This window comes from Bacteroides sp. (assembly GCF_030151085.1).
Taxonomy (GTDB): Bacteria; Bacteroidota; Bacteroidia; order Bacteroidales; family Bacteroidaceae; genus Bacteroides.
The window spans coordinates 1-22,089 of the sequence record NZ_JASLER010000047.1 but is presented as its reverse complement, the minus strand read 5'-3'; the positions used below and the strand labels follow the sequence as shown (position 1 = coordinate 22,089).

The 22,089-nt window shown below is 41.0% G+C and carries 18 protein-coding genes and 1 other RNA gene; 6 read left to right on the top strand and 13 right to left on the bottom strand.

Annotated elements, in window-relative coordinates:
* Positions 1–32 precede the first annotated feature (32 nt).
* The 8 genes from Q1W14_RS08795 to Q1W14_RS08760 form a co-directional block, all read right to left on the bottom strand.
* The gene (locus Q1W14_RS08795; RefSeq protein ID WP_300700832.1) at positions 33–2,495 is read right to left on the bottom strand and encodes an FAD-dependent oxidoreductase; all 2,463 of its coding nucleotides are present in this window, start codon (positions 2,493–2,495) and stop codon (positions 33–35) included.
* A gap of 189 nt (positions 2,496–2,684) precedes the next feature.
* Positions 2,685–3,875 carry a clostripain-related cysteine peptidase gene (locus tag Q1W14_RS08790; RefSeq protein ID WP_300700829.1) on the bottom strand — a complete coding sequence of 397 codons (1,191 nt, stop codon included), beginning with the start codon at positions 3,873–3,875 and terminating at the stop codon, positions 2,685–2,687.
* Positions 3,876–3,913: 38 nt separating this feature from the next.
* Positions 3,914–4,312, bottom strand: coding sequence for a hypothetical protein (locus Q1W14_RS08785; RefSeq protein ID WP_300700827.1), 399 nt, complete (start codon positions 4,310–4,312; stop codon positions 3,914–3,916).
* 143 nt (positions 4,313–4,455) lie between these two features.
* Positions 4,456–5,316 (bottom strand): RNA polymerase sigma factor RpoD/SigA, encoded by an 861-nt coding sequence (locus tag Q1W14_RS08780; RefSeq protein WP_009123897.1) that lies wholly within the window; start codon positions 5,314–5,316, stop codon positions 4,456–4,458.
* Between the two features lie 191 nt (positions 5,317–5,507).
* Complete coding sequence (locus Q1W14_RS08775; RefSeq protein ID WP_300700824.1) at positions 5,508–7,046, bottom strand: trypsin-like peptidase domain-containing protein; 1,539 nt, start codon at positions 7,044–7,046, stop codon at positions 5,508–5,510.
* Between the two features lie 323 nt (positions 7,047–7,369).
* Entirely contained in the window at positions 7,370–8,704 is a 1,335-nt protein-coding gene (locus Q1W14_RS08770) for a transglutaminase family protein (RefSeq protein WP_300700821.1), read from the bottom strand.
* A gap of 12 nt (positions 8,705–8,716) precedes the next feature.
* Entirely contained in the window at positions 8,717–9,886 is a 1,170-nt protein-coding gene (locus Q1W14_RS08765) for a dipeptide epimerase (RefSeq protein ID WP_300700818.1), read from the bottom strand.
* A 38-nt stretch (positions 9,887–9,924) separates the two neighbouring features.
* The gene (locus Q1W14_RS08760) at positions 9,925–11,130 is read right to left on the bottom strand and encodes an SH3 domain-containing C40 family peptidase (RefSeq protein WP_300700816.1); all 1,206 of its coding nucleotides are present in this window, start codon (positions 11,128–11,130) and stop codon (positions 9,925–9,927) included.
* Between the two features lie 252 nt (positions 11,131–11,382).
* Between Q1W14_RS08760 and Q1W14_RS08755 the strand changes: the two genes are divergently transcribed.
* The 4 genes from Q1W14_RS08755 (at position 11,383) to Q1W14_RS08740 (ending at position 15,770) form a co-directional block, all read left to right on the top strand.
* On the top strand, positions 11,383–12,468 hold the full coding sequence (locus tag Q1W14_RS08755; RefSeq protein ID WP_300700814.1) for a TlpA disulfide reductase family protein: 1,086 nt from the start codon (positions 11,383–11,385) through the stop codon (positions 12,466–12,468).
* Positions 12,469–12,584: 116 nt separating this feature from the next.
* Positions 12,585–12,947, top strand: an RNA gene (gene rnpB, locus Q1W14_RS08750) — RNase P RNA component class A.
* Between the two features lie 120 nt (positions 12,948–13,067).
* Positions 13,068–14,387, top strand: coding sequence for a YihY/virulence factor BrkB family protein (locus Q1W14_RS08745; RefSeq protein WP_300700812.1), 1,320 nt, complete (start codon positions 13,068–13,070; stop codon positions 14,385–14,387).
* A gap of 90 nt (positions 14,388–14,477) precedes the next feature.
* Positions 14,478–15,770, top strand: a complete 1,293-nt coding sequence (locus tag Q1W14_RS08740) for a zinc-dependent metalloproteinase lipoprotein (protein WP_300700810.1) — start codon at positions 14,478–14,480, stop codon at positions 15,768–15,770.
* Between the two features lie 65 nt (positions 15,771–15,835).
* Here Q1W14_RS08740 and Q1W14_RS08735 read toward each other — a convergent pair whose 3' ends face one another.
* The 5 genes from Q1W14_RS08735 to pstC all read right to left on the bottom strand — a co-directional run bounded on the left by Q1W14_RS08735 (position 15,836) and on the right by pstC (position 20,511).
* Positions 15,836–16,438, bottom strand: a complete 603-nt coding sequence (locus Q1W14_RS08735; RefSeq protein WP_294592958.1) for a riboflavin synthase — start codon at positions 16,436–16,438, stop codon at positions 15,836–15,838.
* A 354-nt stretch (positions 16,439–16,792) separates the two neighbouring features.
* Entirely contained in the window at positions 16,793–17,488 is a 696-nt protein-coding gene (gene phoU / locus Q1W14_RS08730) for a phosphate signaling complex protein PhoU (protein ID WP_300700809.1), read from the bottom strand.
* 186 nt (positions 17,489–17,674) lie between these two features.
* On the bottom strand, positions 17,675–18,430 hold the full coding sequence (gene pstB / locus Q1W14_RS08725; RefSeq protein WP_300700807.1) for a phosphate ABC transporter ATP-binding protein PstB: 756 nt from the start codon (positions 18,428–18,430) through the stop codon (positions 17,675–17,677).
* 33 nt (positions 18,431–18,463) lie between these two features.
* Positions 18,464–19,324, bottom strand: coding sequence for a phosphate ABC transporter permease PstA (pstA, locus tag Q1W14_RS08720; RefSeq protein ID WP_300700805.1), 861 nt, complete (start codon positions 19,322–19,324; stop codon positions 18,464–18,466).
* A 2-nt stretch (positions 19,325–19,326) separates the two neighbouring features.
* Positions 19,327–20,511 carry a phosphate ABC transporter permease subunit PstC gene (gene pstC / locus Q1W14_RS08715; RefSeq protein ID WP_300700803.1) on the bottom strand — a complete coding sequence of 395 codons (1,185 nt, stop codon included), beginning with the start codon at positions 20,509–20,511 and terminating at the stop codon, positions 19,327–19,329.
* A gap of 182 nt (positions 20,512–20,693) precedes the next feature.
* On the opposite strand from pstC, the gene Q1W14_RS08710 reads away from it, so the two are divergent.
* Together Q1W14_RS08710 and Q1W14_RS08705 are read left to right on the top strand one after the other, a co-directional pair.
* A complete protein-coding gene (locus tag Q1W14_RS08710) occupies positions 20,694–21,509 on the top strand; it encodes a PstS family phosphate ABC transporter substrate-binding protein (protein ID WP_300700801.1) in 816 nt (271 codons plus the stop codon).
* Between the two features lie 58 nt (positions 21,510–21,567).
* Positions 21,568–22,089: glutamate--tRNA ligase family protein (locus Q1W14_RS08705; RefSeq protein WP_300700799.1), on the top strand; the 522-nt coding region annotated here is incomplete at its 3' end.

The window sequence follows — 22,089 nt, the reverse complement described above, 5'->3', positions numbered from 1 at the left end:
AAATAGATAATATTCCGTTTATAAAATTGCTTCTATATGAAAAGGTTCACATTGGCTTTGTCTGCACGTTCCATGTAAGTTGCTACACCACCTATGGTTACTTGATCCAATAATTCTTCACGTTGGATACCCATCATATCCATAGACATCTGACAAGCAATGAACTCTACCCCCTGCGCCAATGCTTGCGAACGCAAAGATTCCAGTGAATCTACTCCTTTACGTTTCATCAGAAAACGCATCATGCGACTACCCATACCAAACATATTCATCTGCGATAGTTTGAGTTTCAGCGAACTGGACGGCAACATCATACCAAACATTTTTCCAAAAAAGTCCTTCTGTACTTTTGGTTTTTGCACCTTCTTCAGTACATTCAATCCCCAAAAAGTAAAAAAGATAGTTACATTCTGCCCCGTTGCAGCCGCACCATTTGCCAAAACAAACGTTGCCAACGCCCTATCCAAGTCATCACTGAATAAAATCAGAGTCTTTCCCCTACCCCCGCCTGTATGGACATTGGAAGGGCATACGCAATCCGGATCACCTTTCTCTATGACAACGGTATAACGGCCCTTTTCTTCATGCTTATCAACCAACTTATTGCCGGTAGTATCACACCAGGCAGAAGCATCACGGGCAAAACCGGCATCGGTTGCTATAATTTCCACACGCTCACCGGTAGCTATGCTATCTATTGCCTTCTTTACCTGCATAATGGGACCGGGACACTGCAAACCACACGCATTGATTTTCAAAGTCTCCTTTCTCGATGCAGAGGTAAGAGATACATCCGATTCCGGCGAAACTGAGGGCATAGCAGCAGAAGTCTCTACCACAGAACTTGGTATAGGAGTCACACTCGTAGAATAAGTCTTATATCCGCCTATCAAATTACGAACATTGTGATAACCACGTCCCATCAAAATGCGTTGAGCCAAATAGCCACGCAAACCTACTGCACAGAAAAACACTATAGGCTTATCCTTGGGGATCTCAGAAAGGTGCTCCCGCATTTCATCCAACGGTATATTAACTGCTCCCGGAATAGTGCCGAAAGAATATTCTTCCGGAGTACGAGTATCTATCAATATCATTTGATCATTCTGTTCCACCAGTTCACGCCATGAAATAGCAGGCATTGCACCACTGATAATATTGGATGCCACATAGCCACCAATGGCAATCGGGTCTTTGGCAGAAGAGAAAGGAGGTGCGTATGCATGTTCCGTTTCCATAAGATCGTATACCGTACCACCGTGTTTAATAAGCTCCGATATCTGGTCAATGCGTTTGTCTACACCTTCGTAACCTATACATTGTGCACCGTAAAGTTTACCGGTTTTGGGATGGAAAGTCAGTTTCAACGTCAGAGGCAATGCATCCGGATAATAACCAGCATGAGAGGCAGAATGAGTTACAGAACTCTGATACTCCATGTCCCACTGCTTCAAACGCTTGGCAGCAAGTCCGGTAGAAGCTACTGTCATATCGAAAACTTTAGCGATAGAAGTACCGATAGCGCCTTCATAGGTAACTATATTACCAAACACCATATTATCTGCAACAATACGTCCCTGGCGATTGGCAGGATTTGCCAGATAATTAAGCCAAGGTTTGCCGGTCAGTGGATGGGGATATTCAATGGCATCGCCAACAGCATAAATATCTTTCACAGATGTTTCCAGATGCCCGTCCACCCAAATACCACCCGTTTCTCCTAATTTCAAACCAACTTGTACGGCCAATGCAGTTGCAGGACGCACACCGATGGAAAGCAACACCATATCGGCAGGTATCGTTTTACCACTCTTCAGGAAAACGGTTATTCCCTGATCGGTACGCTGAAAGTGAGTTACGCCTTCTTCTAAATATAGAGAAACACCTTTTTGCAACAAATGCTGATGAATAGGCGCAGCCATAGAAAAGTCAATAGGTGCCATTACCTGATTACCCATTTCGACAATAGAAACATTTATGCCTGCATGATGCAGATTTTCAGCCATTTCTAGTCCAATAAATCCGGCACCTACAACTACAGCACGTTTCACATGTTTGTCTGCAATATAAGCTTTAATATGGTCAGTATCTTCCACATTTCGCAGAGTGAAAATACCTTCAGAATTAATTCCTTCCAAGGGTGGTTTTACGGGATTGGCTCCCGGAGACAACAACAGTTTGTCATAACTTTCTTCGTATTCTTCTCCACCAGCACGACGTATGGTGACGGTTTTAGTTTCGGGATGAATGGCAAGCACCTCATTCTGCACCCGCACATCGATACGAAAACGCTTTCCGAGAGATTTCGGCGTTTGTACCAGCAATTTTTCACGATCAGTTATGACACCACCTATATAATAAGGTAAACCACAGTTAGCATACGAGATGTAAGGTCCTTTTTCCAATAAAATAATTTCAGCCATTTCATCTACTCTTCTCAATCGGGCGGCTGCAGTAGCTCCACCTGCCACACCGCCAATGATTACATATTTCATAATTCTTTGTTTTTACGTTTTACGATACAAATAAAGCAATTATTTCTATAATAAAATAATTTCCATTGGAAAATAATGTTAACTGACTTATTTTTAATAGCTATAGTATAATAAAAACACGTATTTATACAGATTATAAAAAAGACTTATCTGTATAAAGACGTGTAATCAATAACGTTGAAATGTGATTTACCAACCAAGTTTTGAAAGTCCTGCTGCTTCATACCACTCAGTAGAACGATATGCGATATTGATAGCTGAACTGTTAGAAGATGGAATATAATGGGAAATACCATTGGTACCTTCCATTGAAAATACATTATAGGTAAAGCTGGAAAAATTCTTTGGAGTAGTGGCCCAATAGAGCTGTGCAGCATCATAGGCTTGTTTCCAGGCAGTGAAGCTGGCATTATCTGTCAATAAGCGTACCATTTCCACCATATCATAATAACCTATATGGCCGTAAAAAGACGAACGCTTGTCATAATCAAAGACTTTAGAACGAAGCTCTGCATCATTTACAGCATCTGACAAAACTTGTTTAGTCAAATTTGCCAGAGGTTCTAGTTCTGAACTCTTCAGTAGAGAAACAGATACACCTGCAGTCCAGTTATCATTAGAAATCGGAGTTTTTCCGGTATAAGTTTCCTCATAAGGAGTATAATAGGCAGCAGCAGTTTTCATTGCTACATCTCCAGCAGCAAACATAGCAGGAACAAGCATATCATAACATGCACCAGGTCCGGGAATCTCAGTAGGGGAGCCAATTAAATAATCCGTGTAATTGCGCAGCGCATAAGCTACTTCGATAGATTGCATAAAACATGCATCGAACAAGATAAAATCGAAATGAGGGGCACTTTTTAGAATTGTAACCAAATCTGAGATATTCATATAAGCTCCACTACCTACATCCTGACCAATCCATCTTGAAGAAGGAAGAGGGTTAGGTACCCAGCCATCACCATGCGACCAATAAACCAACCCATAACTTTCTGCCGGGAATTGACCACTGGAAAATACTTCATTAAAAACTTCTATTGTTTCAGCTGTACCAACAGAATTACGTGATTCGTACGATTTTATCAGATTTTCTATTACCTCTCCATTCTTCTTTTTCAATTCCACAAGACGCGGGGAGGAACCGGTATCAAAATAAACCAATAAATGCATATTAGAGCCATCCAACTTTGCTATACCTTCTTTCATTTCTGCAAGATCCGCAGCAACCTGTCTATCCAAACTATTATCGGCCGCTAAATAAATCAAAACCGTACGAGAGCCACTAACTGGAGGTTCAGGTATTGGATTATCGCTCTCACATGCAACTAGCAAGGCAGAGCAACAAATCCATAATAATATATACAACTTAGTATTCATGTCATAACAACAAATGAAAAACCGATTTGATTTGAAAATTAGTCTTGAGGTTTCTTAAAAGTAAAATCTGCCGAAGTCACTGTTTGCAAAACCTGACCATTTCCCTTCTTATATTTGCCTTTTACTTTTGAAGCCTCTTTTTCAAGTTTGCTTTTACTTTCAGAGAAATAGATCATACAGGTATAATCAGGTTTCTTCATTTCATATTCTAAATGATTTTTCAACTGATAGGTATATAACTCGCGTTTGGGCAAAAAGCCATTCTTGTCCAATTCTGCACTATCCAATACTTGAATTTCAGTACAATATACCACTGAGTCATTGAAAGAAGCAGCAACACCAAATGCATACACTTGCTTCTCTTTGTTTTTGAGAGTAAATGCCGAGCAAAACATAAAAGCCAAAGCTACAGCAAAAATAATCCGAATGTATTTCATTAAATTATGAATTATGATTTATAAATTATGAATTGCCAATTTAAAATTGCCAATCGGGGCAAAGATAACAAAAAAACCGGCTATCTATAAAAGACAGACCGGTTTTTAATTCCTTCTATTTGTCGGAAACTGATATTTCTTATTTATCCCAAATAAGATTTGAGCAATTTGCTACGATTACTTTGTCTTAATCTTCTTATTGCCTTTTCTTTAATCTGACGTACACGCTCACGGGTAAGACCGAATTTGTCGCCGATTTCTTCTAATGTCATTTCTTGTTGTCCGATGCCGAAAAACATCTGTATGATTTCTTTTTCGCGCTCGGTTAACGTAGAAAGTGCTCTATCAATTTCCCTCGCAAGAGACTCGTTCACTAATGAGCGGTCCGCCATGGGGGAGTCATCGTTGACCAGCACATCAAGCAAGCTGTTGTCTTCTCCTTCAACGAAAGGCGCGTCTACCGAAATATGGCGACCGGAAACCTTCAACGTGTCAGAGATTTTATCAACAGGGATTTCCAGCTCATCAGCAAGTTCTTCGGGAGACGGACGACGTTCGTTTTCTTGTTCGAACTTAGAGAAGGCTTTGCTGATTTTGTTCAGCGAACCAACCTGGTTCAACGGAAGACGCACGATACGAGACTGCTCTGCCAAAGCTTGCAAAATGGACTGACGTATCCACCATACTGCGTAACTGATAAACTTGAAACCACGTGTCTCATCGAATTTTTCGGCAGCCTTAATCAGTCCTAAATTGCCTTCATTAATTAAGTCAGGCAAACTCAAACCTTGGTTCTGGTACTGTTTGGCCACAGATACAACGAAACGCAAATTGGCACGTGTCAGCTTTTCAAGCGCAATACGGTCACCCTTGCGGATGCGCTGAGCGAGCTCCACCTCTTCTTCGACAGTAATGAGGTCTTCGCGACCGATTTCCTGCAAATACTTGTCTAGAGAAGCGCTCTCTCTGTTAGTGATACTTTTTGTAATTTTTAGTTGTCTCATTCTTATAAAACAGATTTGGGTTGCAAAGTTACGATAAAATATTTTGTTACGTACATTATATGTTAACTTTTTCACCTAATTTATATCTTATCCCTTATAACAAAAAGGATGTCGACAAGTATTATGACGACACCCTTTTTTCGTTTTTGTTTGCTTAAATTACAATCTTCTTACCTAGTTGATCCTATTTTTTATTCTTGAGTTAAATCTACTGCAAAGCTTGCACGTTTACCTGACGGGAACATACCGGTGATAAACAATACCTGATCAGGAGATTTCACTGCGGCTTTCATCACATTTTCCATATCATCAACTGATTTCATCTGAACATTATTAGCTTTCAAGATGATGAACCCTTTTCTGATACCAGCATCAGCCATTTTACCACCAGAAACACCGGTTACTTCGAGACCATAACCCAGATTCAGTTGTTTCTTCATTTCAGGAGATACAGGCTTGAAGGCTGCGCCTAAGATTTCCATTCCGGCATCTTTTACAACTTTCGTAGTTCCTTGTTCGTTCTTCAAGGTGAGTTCAAACTCTTGTTCCTTTTTGTTACGAACTACCTTCACCTTCACTTTATCACCCGGACGATGCTTAGCTAAAGTTTCTTGCAAATCGGTGAATTTACTGATTCTCTTACCATCCAATGATACAATGACATCATTTTCTTTCAAAATACCTGCAGCAGAACCGCCGTCAACAACTTCGGCAACTATTACACCTTCTTTCACGCCAAGTTCTTCGGCCTTCTTTTTCAGTTCTTCAGCCCATCTTTCATCGGTTTGTAAGTCTGTATCCAAAGCACTACCTTTGATACCTAGAAGAGCACGTTGCACAGTACCGAATTGTTTCAAGTCAGCAATTACTTTGGTCATCATACTGGTGGGGATTGCAAATCCGTAACCGGAATAAGCGCCTGTCGGTGAGTAAAGCATCGCATTGATACCTACCAGTTCACCTCTGGCATTAACGAGTGCACCACCACTATTACCTTGATTGATGGCAGCATCAGTCTGAATGAACGATTGAATATTCGCTCCTTGTCCATTGGATGCTTGTCCACCGATAGAACGTGCTTTTGCACTTACAATACCGGCTGTTACGGTAGAGTTCAGGTTGAACGGATTACCTACTGCCAATACCCACTCTCCTACTTTCAGTGCTTCGGAGTCACCAACCGGCAAAGTCGGAAAATCATCACCTTCAATCTTAATCAAAGCCAAGTCAGTGCTGGGATCAGTACCGATAATACGACCTATCAATTCGCGATTGTCATTCAACTTAACGGTTATTTCATCTGCACCTTCCACTACGTGGTTGTTAGTTACGATATAACCATCTTTGGAGATGATAACACCAGAACCAAATCCGACACGAGGCTGAGTCTGCATCTGACGTTGCTGACCACGGCCACCAAAGAAGAATTCGAAGATATCCTCCGGCATACCGCCACCACCTTGTACAGTTTGAGTTTTAGCCAATTGTTTTGCACGTATATGTACTACAGCGTGAACTGAGTTCTCCGCAGCTTGAGTCAAATCCACAGGCTGAGCATCTACTGCATTGTATGCTGCTAGCTTCAAATTGCCAGGATTCTGTTCGAACAATTCGCTGAATGCGGCAGGTCTTTCCTTCTTCAGCATCTTATAAGTGGTGATACCAGCCACTCCCGAGCTCAGGAGCACGATAGCCGCAACTCCAAGGATGTTTTTTGTTGTCTGTTTCATACTAATTTTATTCGATCTTTAATTGTTAATATTCAAATCTCATTTAACCTTTCGACGTTAAAATAACGACAAAAAACGTTCAGTTATTCCGCTTGTCACTCTTTTTTGTCCACTTTTAACAGTGACTATTTGGGACTTAACAGCGGTTAACGACGGAGACTGACAATTTAGCATTTATGCACGATTACTGACTGTTAAAAGACTGACATATAGAGTATAGAAAAAACGCATCATCTGTTTGGAGCAAACGAATGATGCGTTTGGGGCAAACAGATGATGCATTTGGGCTAAACAGATGATCTGTTTAGAGAAGACGTAAATACTTAGTAATTCAGATAATTAATGTCCATGTGATAGTCCCATTGCGGGAAGTAGAGATTGCCTCCCTCCCATTCCACCTCGCCACGCTGGAAATCTACAGTCTCACTGCGTGGGTATTTCTTTTCGGGGACTAACGGCATACCGAAATCCGTATTTACGATCATGCGCCAAGAGTCAATCCCACCTAGGAAGAAGTTCTCTTCATCGGCATTACGGGCAAAAGTAGGAATACCGAATGATTGATCGGCCGGCACCCATCCTACACCTTCAAAATAAATTTCCGCCCAATCGTGCAGATTCCATGCGCGTGGATGCATCATGAAACCACTCTGAAAGTGTGCCGGAATACCGCTGATACGGCAAAGAGTGATAAACAACAGGCTTACCTGACCACAATCACCATGACGGTTGTCAAGCACATATTCCGGAATATTCTCTATAGTGGAGTACTCGCGTGCGGACGCCCATGGAAAGTTATCATTTACCCAACGGAAAATACGTTTGGCTTTTAAATAAGGATTAGTTTCGCCGGCTGTCAATTTGGCAGCAAGTTCACGCAAGCGAGGTGAAAAGATAATATGTTTCTCACGTTCGGCTGTATATTCTTTATATAAAGCAGAAGTTGTATCGTAAGGCAGAACATCTTCCGCTTTCAGATTGAACCATTCGCCGTTGGATGTATATTCAAATGTTTCGGAGAATACAGTCGGTGCACCTTTAACAGCGCGTTTCTCCATATAGAGTGTACTGTGGCGGCTATCTTTGGGAGAGAAAGTATATTCCGATTCACTAGCAGAGATAAACTTAACATCCTGTTGACGTGCTTGATCGGCACGAGGGAACGGCAACCAACAACGGATTACTTTTCCGGCAGGTACGGCATTAGTGTCTACCGTTAAGGTATAAGTAACGCGCATACGTTTGGGGGCGACAATGGGATTTCCTTCTTTTTTAGCCGCAGCAATAATCTCGGGCAAGTTTTCCATATTCACTTTTTCGCTACCTCCCAAAGCAGTTCCTTCTTTTGCTATCTTAATATCATAACAGGCAGAATCTACACGAAACAAGTTAGGACCGGCATTACGGAAATAACGTTTTTCACCATCCAGAGTCATGCATTCCAAAGCTTTAGAAGCTTCCCATTGATGCATCTGCTCATCCGTAACATCAGGAATATACTTGCGGATGTAATCTTTCACTTGAGCTTCCGTCATACAAAAATCAGTAAGCAGGCGCTGGTGAAGGTCTTCATCCCAGCTATAAGACTGGTTCTCCGGCTTCGTGTTGCAAGCAGAAGCAAGAATGAATAAGAAAACGATATATAATAAGTTTTTCATAGTGAATAGTGATTACAATTTAACGACTCCAATACCGGGCAAATCGGGTAATGTTATCTTGCCTCTTACCACTTCCATTCCTTTGAAACGGTCGTTGGCAATCAACAAATTCCCATCCAAATCAGCAAAGTCAACAGCCGGAGAGAATTGGGCGGCAGCAGAACAAGCACAAGAGGTTTCAGTCATACAACCTACCATGGCGCGCATGCCCAAAGCATGTGCTAGGTTCACCATTTTCCAGCCTTCACGCATACCGGTGCATTTCATCAACTTGATATTGATACCAGTAAATGCACCTTTCAATGCAGCCACATCTTTCAGGCGTTGTACAGATTCGTCGGCAAATATTGGCAACGGGCTTTGTTGGGTAACCCAAGCTATATCATCCAATTGCTCCTTGGGCATGGGTTGTTCTATCATAACAATGCCTTTTTCTTTTAGCCAGTGAATCATATCGAGGGCATACTTCCGGTCGGTCCATCCCTGATTAGCATCTACAGCTATTGGAAGGCTGGTGACTGAACGTATGGTTTCAATCATCTCTTTGTCGTTTTCACGTCCCAATTTCACTTTAAGAATATTAAATTTCCCGATGCATTCTTTTGTCTTTTCGCGTACTACGTCCGGCGTATCTATGCCAATAGTAAATGTAGTTGAAGGAGCTTTTTCCTTATCCAATCCCCATATTTTATACCATGGTGCTTGCAGCATCTTGCCTACAAGATCGTGAAGCGCTATATCAACCGCAGTTTTTGCAGCAGCATCTCCGGGAGAAAGACTGTCTATATAAGCCAGAATATCTTCCAGTTGATAAGGATCGGAGAACTGGCCAATAGTGTCTTGCACTTTCTTCAAGAAAGCCAACACGCTATCCATCGTGCCTAACTCATGTTGCAAATAAGGAGGCATAGATGCTTCGCCATAACCGGTAATACCATCATATTCTATTTCCACCTGTACATCCGGAGTAGTAGTACGTGAGTATGTAGCCACCGTAAATACATGACGTAGTTTCAACTCGTATGGAAAGAAGTTCAGTTTCATTTTCGGAGTTACTCCGCTCTTATTAATGTTAAACAAGGAGGGACTATTGTTTTCTCCTGCAAAAACACTATTAATAGCCACGCCTGAGCCAAGTGTGGCAAAAGCAGCGGTTTTCAGAAAATCTCTTCGATTTTGCATGTGGTATTATATTTAATGATTAATATTTAATGTTCGGTCTACCATTTATAATATGGATTGGTAGCTGTTGTATTGAGCGGTGTTTCCTTATTTATATAAGGTAGTACACGGGTTGCAAATAAAAGACGTCCGAGGTTGTATTCATCAAACAACTCATCTGTTGGTGCAAAACTGCTGATATGCACATCACCTTGCGAATGTATGAAACGTTTATTACCGATATACATTCCTACATGTACTACACGTTCCTTGCGTTCAGGCGTTGCTTTACGTCCAAAGAAAATCAAGTCACCGGGTTGCAGATTACTGAAATCCGGCGCAATATCAATATGTTCGCCTACGTATGCCTGCTGAGAAGCATCACGCGGAATAATGATGTCGTGAATAAAAAGAATAGTACGCATGAATCCACTGCAATCTATTCCCTTAGAGGAAGTACCTGCCCAAAGATAAGGAACTCCCATCAATGTATGAGCTGTATGGATAATGCTGGCAGCATCTTGCTTCAAACCTGCACGCCATTTCTTCTCAGGCATGGAAATCGATTTGGAGATATAACCTTGACGACCATCAGGATAAGTCACTTTATAGTAAGCACCTTTTGTTCCCTCCCACTTCAAACGATTACCAGCAACAACATCTGAGATGGTTTGTGAGTTTTGATCTGGTTGGGAATAAACAAATCCGTAATGCGAAGTCACCACTATTTTTTCTGCATTATTCCATGCAGTCAGTTCCGCTTTAGTAACCGGATGAATGCCTACTGAGTGAACCCATGTGATGTAATTGTCCGGGGTCTGAATACGATACCAGCCATCACGTTGCAGTACCCGTATGGGCATTCCCATCAAGCCTTGGGTCATCATTTCCGAAGAAAAATCAGGATCTACACGCAGATTAGCTACTGATACATTTATAATACCGTAGGTTTTACCTTCCAACCCTTCCTCATCAGGCAAGAGTTGCAGGCAATCCATCACTTTGTAATTTGCCTTTGCCAATCCTTGCAACAATGCCGCTTTTGCTTCTGCCGAAGTAGTTACACCACGTAACATCACGTATTTACCGGCAAAAGAATAATCTACATCGAACAGAGCCACACGCTTGTCCGGAGCATATACACGTTTCAAACTGTCAGAGAGTTGTGCCACTTCTACAGGTAAAGTACGGTCTCCTACTTCCGAAGCGAACGCAAAAAGAGGAATAAAGAGAAATAAAGCCAAAAAGGAAGATAACGTTTTCATGGGCTACATTTATTTGGGGGTTGTTAGTGTTAGCAAAGCTACAAAATATTTCCGAAAGAGATACATATTTTCAGATTTATTAAACATAAAGAGTTAGAGACAATGGCTAAGGATAGTTCATGACTATACAGAAGACTAAAGATAGTTATTTTTCGATTTCAGATTTCATTTCTTATAATAAAATGTGTATTTTGCGTACCAAAGAAAAGTAATACTTCTTTTATCAGTTACCAAACACTAAATATTTGATTTATGAAAAATATACTCTTATTTATCACCTGCCTATTATCTGTGCAGAGCTATGCACAAACTACTTTTTCATACACATTGAAAGGAAAACTACCTTCGAAAACTTTTGATGGTGCTAAAGTTAGCATACAACGCTATGACAATAACAAGCTTATAGATACTATAAAAATAGTCGGTAATTCGTTCCTGTATAATGGTACCGCTGACAGCGCTATGTATTGCCGGATAGAAGGAGCCGGAACTTATGCCAATTTCATCATAGAAAAAGGTGAAATACATGTAGATATGCTCACACATAATTTCCCTTCGGGTACGCTTTTGAATGAGAGGTACGCCCAAATGAGTAAAGCGGAAGACCAGATACATAATGAGTTGGATTCTATCCGACAAAGCATTATTAAAGATAAAAACATAAGTAGAGAGGAACGCATTAAACGGCAGAATGAGTTGGATGATATAAAAACACAAGAACGCATACGATGCAGAACTTTAAAACCGTTCATCCTCCAAAACTCGAATAACGAATTAGGAGCTGCCATTTGTCAAGCCTATTTCTGTTGGGCTTCACCGAAGAGCTTAGATGAGATTTATCCTTATTTGGGAGAATGGATTCTTTCACGTCAGCAAATTAAGGAACAAATAGCTCAAATCAATACCTCGCGTAAGATGTCCCCCGGTAATCCTTTCATAGATTTTGAGGCAGAAGATTTAGAAGGAAATAAAGTTAGGCTGTCAGATTATGTGGGAAAAGGCAAATATGTAATTGTTGACTTCAGTGCCAGCTGGTGTGCACCATGTCTGGCAGAAATTCCTAATCTGAAAAATATTTATGAGCAGTACAAGGGAGAACAGTTTGATATGGTAACGGTTGCCGTATGGGATAAACCGGAAAACTCCCAAAAGATGTTTAAGAATCACGAAATAAATTGGAAAGGAATGATTAATGCAGGCATGACCCCGATGAAACTATATGGTTTTTCAGGTATCCCACGAATCATGCTCATAGGACCGGACGGAACCATCATAGACAATCAGCTTCGAGGATCGGGAATTAACGAAAAAGTAGAAGAGGTTCTCCATTCCAAATAAAACATAACCTCGTTCCTTGAATCAAGTTTCATACATGGTGCTTAAATCAGCGAAATAGAATTTATCATTAAAAAGTTGTGCCCTCTCCTGCTATTTCGTATCTTTGCCCTCCTAAAGCAGTTGGTCGGTCTGTCGCTTGCGCCTCGTGCGTATGAGGAAAGTCCGGGCAACATAGAGCATCCTACTTCCTAACAGAAAGCTGTCCGTGAGGGTAGAGTAACGCAGAAGAAAATAACCGCCTTAGTCTTTCAGGCTACGGTAAGGGTGAGAAGGTGGGGTAAGAGCCCACCAGTCTTGTGGTGACACAAGGGCTGTGTGTCTTAGGAGTTGTAAGGTCATGTATACCGACGTTATGAGAGTTGCTCGCTCCATGTCGGAGGGTAGACCGCTAAAGCCTGTGTGGTGACATGCGGCTCAGATAAATGATAGACACCTTATTATATAAGGAACAGAACTCGGCTTACAGACTGACTGCTTTTTTTTAATAATTACGAATTACTAAATACAAATTACGACTGTGCCTTAACATTATCACATCACCAAGTGTTTTGTAGTATGTATTTCGTAATTAGTAGTTAGTAATCTGTAATTTAAGTTCAATGGACCAACGAATAGCCAAACTTTGGAAATTCCTCACTTACGACATTTGGCGTATTACGGAAGATGAAGTCACCCGGACTACATTCTCGGTGTACAATATCATAAAGACCATTTATCTTTGCATCAACCGTTTTACTAAAGACCGGCTCGTCAATAAGGCATCAGCACTTACGTATAGTACTTTACTAGCCATTGTGCCCATACTTGCTATCTTGTTTGCCATAGCACGTGGTTTTGGATTCGACAGCCTGATGGAGAATCAAATAATCAGCGGTTTTGGTGGTCCAACAGAAACAACCGAAGTTATCCTGCAATTTGTAAACTCATACTTGTCGCAAACCAAAAGCGGAATATTTATCGGAGTGGGTTTGGTTATGTTGTTGTGGTCGGTACTCAACTTGATCAACAACATGGAAATCACCTTCAACCGCATTTGGCAGGTAAAGAAAGCACGCAGTATGTTCCGCAAAATCACAGATTACTTCTCCATGCTTTTGTTGATACCCATCTTGCTTGTTGTATCCGGAGGTCTTTCTATCTTCATGAGTACGATGCTAAAAAATGTAGCGGACTTTGCCCTACTTGCTCCACTCAGTAAGTTCTTAGTCAGGCTGATTCCTTTTGCATTGACTTGGTTTATGTTTACCGGGCTATACGTTTACATGCCTAATACAAAAGTCAAGTTCAAGCATGCATTAATATCAGGTATTCTGGCAGGTACAGCGCATCAGGCTTTTCAGTTCCTGTACATTAGCAGCCAGTTGTGGGTATCCCGTTATAATGCAATCTATGGTAGCTTTGCCGCTCTTCCGATGTTCTTGTTGTGGATGCAAATCTCCTGGACTATCTGCCTCTTTGGTGCAGAATTGACGTATGCCGGACAAAATATAAGGAACTTCAGTTTCGATAAAGATGCACGCAATATCAGCCGCCGATACCGTGATTTTATTTCTATCCTCATTATGTCCCTCATAGCGAAGCGTTTTGAAACCGATCTTCCTCCATATACCGCAGAAGACATTTCCGAAGAGTGCCAGATTCCAATACGTCTGACGAATCAAACCCTCTATGAGTTGCAGGAAATAAATCTGTTACATGAAGTGGTGACCGATGAAAAAAGCGAAGACATCGCTTATCAGCCTTCAATAGACATCAACAAACTTAATGTAGCCCTCTTACTAGATAGACTGGATACACATGGTTCCGAAGACTTCAAGATTGACAAAGAGAATGAATTCAGTGGACAATGGAGAGCTTTGCTCGATGCACGGGAAGAATATTATAGGAGTGCAAGCAAAGTTTTACTGAAAGACTTATAAATTGCAGAATAGCCCGAACTAATGAAAGAATTATTCTGTTTAATTAGGAAAAGAGTTATCTTTGCCCAAACAGTTTAATTTTTAAATTTCATGAAAACCAATCCTTTATTTCTGATATTATCTATTCTCCTACTTTTCGCAGTTGGAGCATGTAAGGAAGATAACGATGTCGATAAGATGACTCTTTCCGCCAATTCGTTCGATGTAGCGTCTACCGAAACAGACATTACTCTTGAGATTAACAGTCAAGATAATTGGGAAGTCAGCAGTGACGCCACTTGGTGCGTACCCAATAAGCTACAAGGTACCGGCAAAGCTACATTGAGTATCCACCTCACTTCCAACGAGAGTTCTCAGGAACGAAATGCTATCCTTACTATCACTGCCCCTACCGTCACCCTCAAAGTTAAAGTCACCCAAGATGCTGAAAACCATTATAAGTTACCAGTCATTTTCCATGTCCTATACACTAATGCAAACGATGCAAATCAAAACCCTAACGCAGATTTGCTAGCCCAAATCATCAGTATCTGTAATCAGAAATACGCCAATACATTCGATGATGGCGATAAAGAAAAGCAAAGTGTCAACCTCAATCTTGAATTCGTAATGGCTACCACGGATCCTAATGGAAAAACCCTTGCCGAACCCGGTATAAACCGTATCAAATGGAGTACTCCGGTGATGAGCTGCGACGACTTTATGAGTGCAGATAATAAAGAAGCTATTCCTTTACTATGGGATCTAAACAAATACATCAACATCTTTCTCTATACATTTGAAGAAGATAATGTTTTAGGTATATCTTACATTCCTTACGCATCTTCCCGCCACCCACTGGACGGCCTCTATAGCGGAGACAGATACTTTGCCAACTCCAAATTGGATTATCCTCACTGCGTATCTATCAATAATAGTTACATTGACCGGATGCCGGAGTATGGTTACGCTGACCCCGCTGATATAACCGTAACAATCGCTCATGAGCTAGCTCACTACATCGGTTTGTATCATGCTTTTGGAGTGGATAATGAGGAAAAAAAGATAAGTTGGCGTGAGGATACCGATTATTGTGAAGACACCCCAAACTACGACCGCAAAGGGTATGAAGAATGGTTGGATGTGTACAATACAACTACACCATCGAAAGACAGGAAGTTTTCCGAATTAATAAAACGTACCAGTATCACAGGCAGCGAATTCTCTTCGCGCAATATCATGGACTACGTTTGGACTTGGGGTAACGAATTCACTCCTGACCAACGCGAGCGCATGCGCCACGTTTTGTATTACAGTCCGCTAATACCGGGTCCTAAGTACGATCAGCCAAATACTCGTGCAATAATGGATGCTCCTATTCCACCGGCACGTACTATTAAATAAAAAGAAAAAACGTCTGCTTCCAAGAAGTAGACGTTTTTTCTTTTAAGAAGTACTTATCGGTATCTCTATTTATATTGTATCATACGACTGATATACTTGCCAATGATATCAAACTCCAAGTTAACCACGCTTCCTACTTTGAAAGTATGGAAGTTAGTATGTTCAAATGTATAAGGGATTATAGCTACCTGGAAAGTGTTGTCAGTAGGATTACATACAGTCAGACTCACACCATTCACTGTTACCGAACCTTTATCTACTGTTATATAACCACGAGTTGCCATTTCCTTATCAAAAGCATATTGAAAAGTAAAATAATAGCTGCCTTCTGCATCCTTTATATCGATACAGTTAGCTGTTTGGTCCACATGCCCTTGAACAATATGTCCATCCAGACGTCCGTTCATCATCATGCTACGCTCAACATTCACCTCATCTCCCACTTTCAGTAATCCTAAGTTGGAGCGATCCAAAGTTTCCTTCATAGCAGTAACCGTATAGGTTTCGTCCGTCATACTGACAACTGTAAGACACACACCATTGTGAGAAACACTCTGATCGATTTTCAATTCATTTACGAATGAACATTTAAAAGTGAAATGTACATTCTCCTGGTCTTTAACCATTGCCACCAATGTGGCACATTCTTCTACTATTCCGGAAAACATAAGTCTATCTATAATTTAGCAGTTTTCTATTAATGATTTTCTTCCTGACAAAGATACGAAAATGACTTCATATAGGCACAAAAAAAATGGAGCTTTTCACAAAGCCCCATTTTTCAGTTTTCAATAGGTATTAGTTTTTTTTTAAGGTAAAAAGATTGTTTTCAGGATAACGTTGCAAATATAGCGGCTTTTCGTGATACTAACCAAATTAAAAAACATGTCTTATAACATCTTTTTGAAGAATCTTTTGATTTTATTATCATTTCAAAGCACTTTTCTACACCTGCAATCGTTTTCAATGGACAAATATAGGGTTATTTTCGATTAAACCCTAAAATTATCCTAAAATTTAGCTTATTTCTTATCATTTGGATATTGTTCGTCTGTTTTACCACTATGTTTTAACACTTTGGCATCAATAAAGAAGACAATTTCCTCGGCAATATTCGTGATATGGTCTCCGGAGCGTTCTAGTTTACGGAAGACACTAACCAGATTTAAACAGGCAAGCACACTGTCCGGATGTTCACTGATATATTCTGAAAGAACAGCTGTGGCATGAGCATTGATTTCATCTACTAAGTTATCTTTAGCAAATACAGCTGTGGCTAGTTCCTGACTCTCATCTTTAAGAGCAGTCTTAGCAAGTTCGAGCATAGAAAGTACTTCGGAAACCATCTCTTCCAGACGAAGTTTCTTCACTAAATCACCATCCAAAGCAGGCTCTGTACAGTTAATGGCAAAACGTGCGATACCTTCGGCAAAGTCACCCAAACGTTCCAGATTAGTGTTTATTTTCAGCATGGCGAGGACAAAACGCAGGTCGATGGCAACCGGATTATAAAGAGCAATAATATCTTCGACATCACTGTCTATTTTTAATTCAAAGGCATTAACGCGACGTTCACGCACTAGTACTTGTTGTGCCAGTTCACGGTCCATAGTAAGCACGGCTTCTCCTGCACGGTCGAGCTGATTATAGACTAAGGTCCACATTTCGTCTATTTCCTTCTTCAGTAAGACGAGTTCCGATTCGATAAACTTTACCATAATGTTTCTATTTTAAAATTACTTTATTACTATAAATGGAGAATTCTACTTAGCTTTCTATTAATTCTTGCCATTGAAGTGGCAAAGCTTTGCCATCGTATTGGCAAGACCTTGCCATCGTGTTGGCAAAACTTTGCCAATACGATGGCAAAAGATGGGATATAGCCACACCAAAAATAGACGGCGCTACCCGAAACGCCCTGTGATATAATTCTGTGTTTCTATCTTATTAGGATGCGTAAATATTTTCTTGGTTTCGTCGAATTCGACCATCTCACCCAAATAGAAGAAAGCTGTTTTATCACTGACACGTGCCGCTTGCTGCATATTGTGTGTTACTATAACTATTGTATATTGCTTTTTCAACTCGTGAATAAGTTCTTCTATTTTAGCTGTGGAGATAGGATCGAGTGCAGAGGCCGGTTCGTCCATCAACAAAACAGAAGGTGAAACCGCCATGGCACGGGCTATGCAAAGACGTTGTTGCTGACCGCCGGAAAGAGCGTATGCAGAAACTTTCAGTTTGTCCTTTACTTCATCCCAAAGGGCTGCACCCTTCAAAGTCTCCTCTACTCGCTGGCGAATAAAGGAGTTATCAGTGATGCCATTTACCCGAAGACCGTATGCTACATTCTCAAAGATACTTTTCGGGAAGGGGTTGGGTCGCTGGAATACCATGCCTACATTCTTGCGAAGTTCATCTACCTGGACTCCTTTTCCATAAATATTCTGTCCGTCTATTCGGATTTCTCCGGTCAGGCGGGTATTGGGAATCAAATCATTCATCCGATTCAGCAGACGAAGGAAGGTAGATTTACCACACCCCGACGGACCAATAAAGGCAACTACGGACTTCTCTTCAATATCCATACTGATCCCCTTCAAGGCATGGAAATCGCCATACCAAAAGTTGACTTCACGGGTTTCTATCTTATTCTCCATTTTATTGTTCGATTTTAGAATGTACAATTTAAATTAGTTCATTTTTATTTTCTTCTCAAAGTATTTCCGCAAAGCATTTGCCAACAGATTAACCAAGAGAATGATTACAATCAATACCAAAGCAGTGCCGTATGCTATGGGGAGCTGGGCTTCCATATTTGTGCCGCTGGTAGCAATGACATACAAATGATAGGGCAATGCCATACATTGACTAAGTATGCTATCCGGTAGCTGTGGCAAGAAATATGCAGCACATGTAAAGAGGATAGGTGCCGTTTCGCCGGACACACGTCCCAATGCCAAAATCAATCCGGTTATGATATTGGGCATCCCCATCGGTAGAATAACATGCCAAATCGTTTGAAGTTTGGTAGCCCCTAATGCGCGACTGCCTTCACGCAAATTATCAGGTATGGCTTTCAATGCTTCTTCAGTGGTACGTATTACCAACGGCATACTAAGCAACCCCAACGTGAGTGAACCTGCCAAAATACTATCTCCAAAATCCATGTATTTAACAAATAAGGCCATACCAAATAATCCGAATACGATGGAAGGAATACCACTCAAGTTATTCGTCATCATACGGATAAAACGTACAACCCATCCTTTCGGAGCATATTCGTTCATATAGATACCACTCATTACTCCTATCGGGAAAGCAAAGAGCGCACTACCTACCATCAAGTAGAAAGTACCCACAATGGCAGGCCATATACCACCGGCAGTCATACCATCTGTTGGAGCGGTAGTTAGAAACTCCCAATTAATAACGCCTATACCTTTATATATAATGAAACCAAGAATAGCGAAAAGTACCACTACCACGCTCAAGCTAAGTAAGCGGAACAAACCGAACGCTATATTTTGTGAAAGATGCTTCTTGTTTATCATACTCATTTTCGTTTAGATGACACGGCTTCTACCGTAAAATTAATCAGCAAACTGATAAAGAACAACACTACACCCAGTAAGAAAAGTGCCTCATAGTGAGGACCGCCTGCAGGAGCTTCTCCCAACTCCGCAGCAATTGTTGCAGGAATAGTACGTAAGGGTTCCAGAATGGTATGAGGGATTACAGCTGCATTACCGGTTACCATCAATACCGCCATCGTTTCTCCTATAGCACGCCCAATACCCAGCACTACACCGGATGTAATACCTGATATAGAATAAGGTATTACTACCTTATATATAGTCTGCCATTGCGACGCACCCAGTGCAAGACTAGCTTCGCGCATAGCTCGCGGACAATTGCGCATAGCATCTTCCGTCACCGTTATAATGGTAGGCAATGCCATAATTGCCAGCACGATACTACCTGCCAGCCCACTCTCTCCCACCGGTAAATCGAAAACGTTCTGCAAGAAAGGTACAATGACTATCAATCCAAAGAAACCATATACCACCGAAGGAATACCACTCAATAGCTCAATAACGGGTTTCAATAGATTTCGTATTTTGAAGTTTGCGACTTCGGACATATAAATAGCAACTGCCAAACCGAACGGGAGAGCAAAAATAATTGCAAAGAGGCTGACCCATAGAGTTCCCGTTATCAATGGCAGAAAGCCGAATTGTGCAGCAGGAGTGGCGGTTGGGAACCATTCAGCACCAGCAAAAACATCTTTTACTGAAATCGTATTGTCTTTCAATAAATGTACAGAGTCCGGTCGGACTATGAATTGTTGCGGCACAAAAGCAATCATGCCCGGCTCACTCTCTACCAACTTTGTAATGCAAGCACCCGCATTTTCGTAGGAAGCACCAAGTTCTTCTTCAGTAAAGTAATGTGTAGCATCTTCTAAACGAAAAAGCTGAATAGGGAGATCTTTTCCACCTAATTCCTTCCAGTTTGTAATCTCTTCATCGAAAACGCCCATTATCTGAGTCGGAGAAAGCTCGCTCACTTTATTATCTTTATTCAATGCCAGCACATAACCCTCTTCAATCACTTTACTGCTGAATAAGCCAAATGCTTCGGAAAAAAGAAACAAGACAATAAGCACTATGGTAAGGCTTGTCACAAATCCGCTACAAGCCAATATACCTTCTACTATCTTCTCAAAAATCTTTTTCATGTTACCTATTGATTTTCTGAATGCAAAGGAACGAGCTAATTATTAAAATGATGTGACTAACGTTTGAAAGAAATGTTTCAAACCTGTTACAAACCTGTTACAATAAATAAGATCGCTATCTATGTAACAATATTGTAATATTCATTGTTTTAATTTGCAGCATGCATAATTCTAACTTTAATATGAAAGCAAGAACATTTTTTTTATTACTTGCCCTGACTACTGCCACAACCGGCATACAGGCGCAACGCATCAAAGGTAGTGATACGGTACTTCCTATCGCACAACAGACTGCAGAACGTTTTATGGCTATAAATCCGAATGCACGTGTCACCGTCACCGGAGGAGGAACAGGTGTAGGCATATCAGCCCTACTAGATGAAACAACGGATATTGCCATGGCATCCCGCGGTATCAAGTTCAGCGAAAAGATGAAAGCTAAAGCTGCCGGCGAAGATTTGGAAGAAGTCCCTATTGCCTATGATGCACTTGCCGTTGTGGTTCATCCTTCCAACCCTGTGAAACAACTGACACGTCAACAGCTGGAAGATATCTTCAGGGGGAAAATCACCAACTGGAAACAGGTAGGTGGCGATGATCGTAAAATCGTAGTTTACTCCCGTGAAACTTCCTCCGGTACATACGAGTTCTTCAAAGAAAGCGTCCTGAAAAACAAAAACTATATGAGTAGCAGTCTCTCCATGCCTGCAACAGGAGCCATTATACAATCTGTCAGTCAGACTCGCGGAGCCATTGGGTATGTAGGTCTTGCATACGTATCTCCACGCATCAAGCCACTTGCCATATCATACGATAATAAGCATTTTGCGACTCCTACACTCGAAAATGCAATTAATAAAACTTATCCCATTGTACGTCCGTTATTCTATTATTATAACAAGAAAAACTCTGAACAAACAAATCCTCTGCTTCAGTTCATATTGTCCCCTGCAGGTCAAGAAATCATTAAAAAGAGTGGATATATTCCCGTGAAATAACAATATACAAAAAAATAGTCGTATTTTTGTGCCACAAAATGATTATACTGATAGCATTATGGCAGAAATGAAAAGCGAAGAAACAGGTGAAAAGAAAAGCCTGAACTTCATAGAGCAAATAGTAGTAAACGATTTAAAAGAAGGTAAAAACGGTGGAAAAGTACAAACACGTTTCCCGCCGGAGCCTAACGGTTATCTTCACATCGGACACGCCAAGGCCATTTGCCTTGATTTCGGTATCGCTGCTGCTCATGGTGGCGTCTGCAACCTGCGTTTCGATGATACCAATCCCACCAAAGAAGATGTAGAATATGTAGAAGCCATCAAGGAAGATATCCAATGGCTGGGCTACCAGTGGGGTAACGAATACTACGCTTCCGACTATTTTCAACAATTATGGGATTTCGCCATTCATCTCATTAAAGAAGGTAAAGCATATATAGACGAGCAGACATCCGAACAGATTGCCGCTCAAAAAGGTACCCCCACACAACCGGGAGTAAACAGTCCTTATCGTGACCGCCCCATCAATGAAACCCTTGAACTGTTCCAGAAAATGAACAGTGGTGAAATTGAAGAA

Bases quoted from the DNA above. Each gene is read 5' to 3' on its own strand.
- Q1W14_RS08795 (WP_300700832.1), bottom strand. From the start codon at position 2,495: ATGAAATATGTAATCATTGGCGGTGTGGCAGGTGGAGCTACTGCAGCC.
- Q1W14_RS08790 (WP_300700829.1), bottom strand. From the start codon at position 3,875: ATGAATACTAAGTTGTATATATTATTATGGATTTGTTGCTCTGCCTTG.
- Q1W14_RS08785 (WP_300700827.1), bottom strand. From the start codon at position 4,312: ATGAAATACATTCGGATTATTTTTGCTGTAGCTTTGGCTTTTATGTTT.
- Q1W14_RS08780 (WP_009123897.1), bottom strand. From the start codon at position 5,316: ATGAGACAACTAAAAATTACAAAAAGTATCACTAACAGAGAGAGCGCT.
- Q1W14_RS08775 (WP_300700824.1), bottom strand. From the start codon at position 7,046: ATGAAACAGACAACAAAAAACATCCTTGGAGTTGCGGCTATCGTGCTC.
- Q1W14_RS08770 (WP_300700821.1), bottom strand. From the start codon at position 8,704: ATGAAAAACTTATTATATATCGTTTTCTTATTCATTCTTGCTTCTGCT.
- Q1W14_RS08765 (WP_300700818.1), bottom strand. From the start codon at position 9,886: ATGCAAAATCGAAGAGATTTTCTGAAAACCGCTGCTTTTGCCACACTT.
- Q1W14_RS08760 (WP_300700816.1), bottom strand. From the start codon at position 11,130: ATGAAAACGTTATCTTCCTTTTTGGCTTTATTTCTCTTTATTCCTCTT.
- Q1W14_RS08755 (WP_300700814.1), top strand. From the start codon at position 11,383: ATGAAAAATATACTCTTATTTATCACCTGCCTATTATCTGTGCAGAGC.
- Q1W14_RS08745 (WP_300700812.1), top strand. From the start codon at position 13,068: ATGGACCAACGAATAGCCAAACTTTGGAAATTCCTCACTTACGACATT.
- Q1W14_RS08740 (WP_300700810.1), top strand. From the start codon at position 14,478: ATGAAAACCAATCCTTTATTTCTGATATTATCTATTCTCCTACTTTTC.
- Q1W14_RS08735 (WP_294592958.1), bottom strand. From the start codon at position 16,438: ATGTTTTCCGGAATAGTAGAAGAATGTGCCACATTGGTGGCAATGGTT.
- phoU (WP_300700809.1), bottom strand. From the start codon at position 17,488: ATGGTAAAGTTTATCGAATCGGAACTCGTCTTACTGAAGAAGGAAATA.
- pstB (WP_300700807.1), bottom strand. From the start codon at position 18,430: ATGGAGAATAAGATAGAAACCCGTGAAGTCAACTTTTGGTATGGCGAT.
- pstA (WP_300700805.1), bottom strand. From the start codon at position 19,324: ATGATAAACAAGAAGCATCTTTCACAAAATATAGCGTTCGGTTTGTTC.
- pstC (WP_300700803.1), bottom strand. From the start codon at position 20,511: ATGAAAAAGATTTTTGAGAAGATAGTAGAAGGTATATTGGCTTGTAGC.
- Q1W14_RS08710 (WP_300700801.1), top strand. From the start codon at position 20,694: ATGAAAGCAAGAACATTTTTTTTATTACTTGCCCTGACTACTGCCACA.